Raw genomic sequence first — 2,849 nt, forward strand, 5'->3', positions numbered from 1 at the left:
CGTTTGTAATGCATTTCAGAAACCAGGACTTTCAATCAGCGGTTAAAATGGGGTTTGGCCACAGGCTCTTTGGTCTAAAATGGGAATTAGGGCAAAACTCAATAAGCTCAACAAACTCACTAGCCTTTTTGCTCTTTTTTGTCTATTTGTCTATTGTTCACTGTCTAGGCCTTACTATCCTATAGTGAAACTCAAACATAATTTCCTAAATCCAACATTATAAAACCAATGGAAAAAAATCAAAACCAGATCACTCTGGACAAAAATGATCTCATTCAATTTGAGCCTGTCTTGCAAAAATTCTTAAGAGAAATTTTTCTTTTTACCTCGCACAGCCTGTATTTCCCACAAACAATCCCTAACCAGGTAAAAGGCAATGAACAACTAAAACCTATTCTGGAAAAAGACAGGTTGCTTTTGCCTTTGGTTTTCAGAAACAACTTTCTTGGCCTTTTTGTAGCCAGAGATGTAGACTCTGCCCAGGTTAAATCCTTACTGCCTTATCTGGTTACCATGACCTCCCTATGTCTGGATAAGCTCTATCTCTATAAAACAAGCATAATAGATCCCTTAACAGGTCTTTTTAATCATAACTTTCTCCAAAAAACCATTGAAGATGAGATTGAACTCATTTTGGCCAACATAACATTGGGGCCAAACTCCAGCCTGGACGCAAGTCTAAACGAATATAGTGCCACTTTTGGAATCATCCTTATTGATTTGGACCGTTTTCATGTAATCAATGACAACTTTGGTTATGAATTTGGAGATAAAGTTTTAAGGCGCATTGGTGAAGAATTGAAAAAGCTCTGTCCGGAAAAATCAGTCCTGGCCCGCATAGAAGGTGATACTTTTGCCCTTTTCTATCCCCACTCTTCCCCGCGTAAATGTATAAAGCTAGCTAAAAAACTTAAAACAAACATCTCAAACCTTATCTTTTCTTATCCCCTCTCAGACGAACAGGTTTCTGTTTGTGCAAGTTTTGGCATAGTCAATTTCCCTGAAGATATTTTTGGACCTCAATTTCAAAAGACTGGTACGGAATTAACTCACATCTTAGTGGAAAAAGCAAAGCGAACACTGGATGCAGCCAAAAGAAATGGGGGGAACCAAGTTTATTCCTTTGGCCAGATTCTATCTCAAGGAGGACTAATTTTAAAAACCCTGCCTTTAGGCCGCCTAATCCTAAACCTGGGCAAATATGTTGATGCCCGGGAAGGCCAAAGATTTTTGGTTTGGTCCCAAAAAACAGGTTCTGTAGAGGTAGAACTAAACAAACCAGGGGACCACTATCCTCTTATACCCAAAGGAGAAATAGCAATTATTGAAGTCCAGGACGAAGTTTCTATTGCTGAGATTTTATTTCTTAACGATCCGGCCAAGTCAGTAGAACCAGGGGACCGCCTGACGCTGATTGAAGATGGAGACATTGTTGACCAGGGGGGCTTAGGGACAGCTAAAAACACTAAAAAAGATCTGTTAACAGGACTTTATTCCTTTCGAGACTTCCTAGCTACCTGGAACCGGGTCAAAGAATCTGAATTACTGATGAGTATGGCTTTAGTGCGCATGGACGAATTGAAAAAAGGAAACAGCGACATCCAGGGAGAAAAGCTCGTCCAGGAGCTATCTCTTATGGCCCGAAAAATTTTCCCTGAAAAGACATTGGGAGGACGATATAGTCTAAATTGCCTTATATTTTACCTCCCCAATGTGGATAGGAAACATGCTTTAGACCTTGCTCTTGAGATAACCAAACAGGCCCAGGCAAAATTTGACCTCAATTTGAGTATTGGCTTGGCCTGTTATCCTTTTCTTAACTTTAGCCCGTCGCATCTATTGGACAATTGCCGCAAGGCCCTCGACCATGCCCTCTTTCTCGACCCACCTAAGGTAGCGTGTTTTGACTCGATTTCCTTAAACATTAGCGCTGACCGCCTCTTTGCTCATGGAGACATTTACCAGGCCATGGAAGAATACAAACTATCTCTGGCCGCTGATGAAAATAATAATCTGGCCCGCAATTCCTTAGGGATTTGTTATGCTCGATTGGGTCATCTGGGTTTGGCCAAACAACTTTTTCAGGAAATCATTTCCTGTGAGCCAGAGAATCTCATGGCTCGGTACAACTATGCCTGTGCCTGTCTGAAATTAGATGAACTGGTAGAAGCTGAAAAATCTTTTCACCAATGCCTTCAACTTGACCCTGAACACAGCTTCAGTCTTTTCCGTCTGGGTCAAATAGAAGAAAATAAAGGTCACCTTGGCAAAGCTTGGGAATACTATCAAAGGGCCCAGCAAACAAAGGATGGTCAGGGACTGGCCCCCAGACATTTAGCAAGACTGGCCCATAAAAAAGGTGAACAGGAAAAAGCCCGGGAATACCTGCATCAGGCACTCGTTTACAACCCCAAAGATGCCTATGCTCTGAATCTCCTGGCCAGAATTTATCTTGAAAGCGGTGATGACCCTGAAGTGGCAGAAACTCTGGCCAGGCAAAGTGTGAGTCTAAAACCTGATATAGCCTCTTTTTGGGAAGTCCTGGCCCAAAGTCTGCAAGCCCAGGGCAAAACAGAACAAGCCCGTAAGGCTAGATCACGCATAACAGCTTAAACCACTGTTTCCATGTCAATCCATTCCTTCCCCTCTGTCAAATCCCACCAAGGTGGGACTAAGGGAGGTGCTAATAATTGAGATGTTTCTTTAACGAAACTCTTATTTAAGAGCCTGTGGCCAAACCCCTTTTTATCCGCTGATTGAAAGTCTCGGTTTCTGAAATGCATTACAAAGGGCTTTGGGTAACCCAATCTTAGGGAAGATTACGGAAAAACAGAGCATCGGGATGAGTG

Annotated in this window: 2 protein-coding genes; both read left to right on the plus strand. The window is 42.3% G+C overall.

What is annotated here, in order from left to right; translation table 11 throughout:
• On the plus strand, positions 1-185 hold a 185-nt coding region (locus AC3WVG_RS11305), incomplete at its 5' end, for a hypothetical protein (protein WP_488798222.1).
• Between the two features lie 43 nt (positions 186-228).
• Positions 229-2,613: a diguanylate cyclase domain-containing protein gene (locus AC3WVG_RS11310; protein ID WP_488798223.1), complete on the plus strand. Its 2,385-nt coding sequence runs from the start codon at positions 229-231 to the stop codon at positions 2,611-2,613.
• Positions 2,614-2,849 lie beyond the last annotated feature (236 nt).

This window comes from Desulfovulcanus sp., from assembly GCF_982781345.1.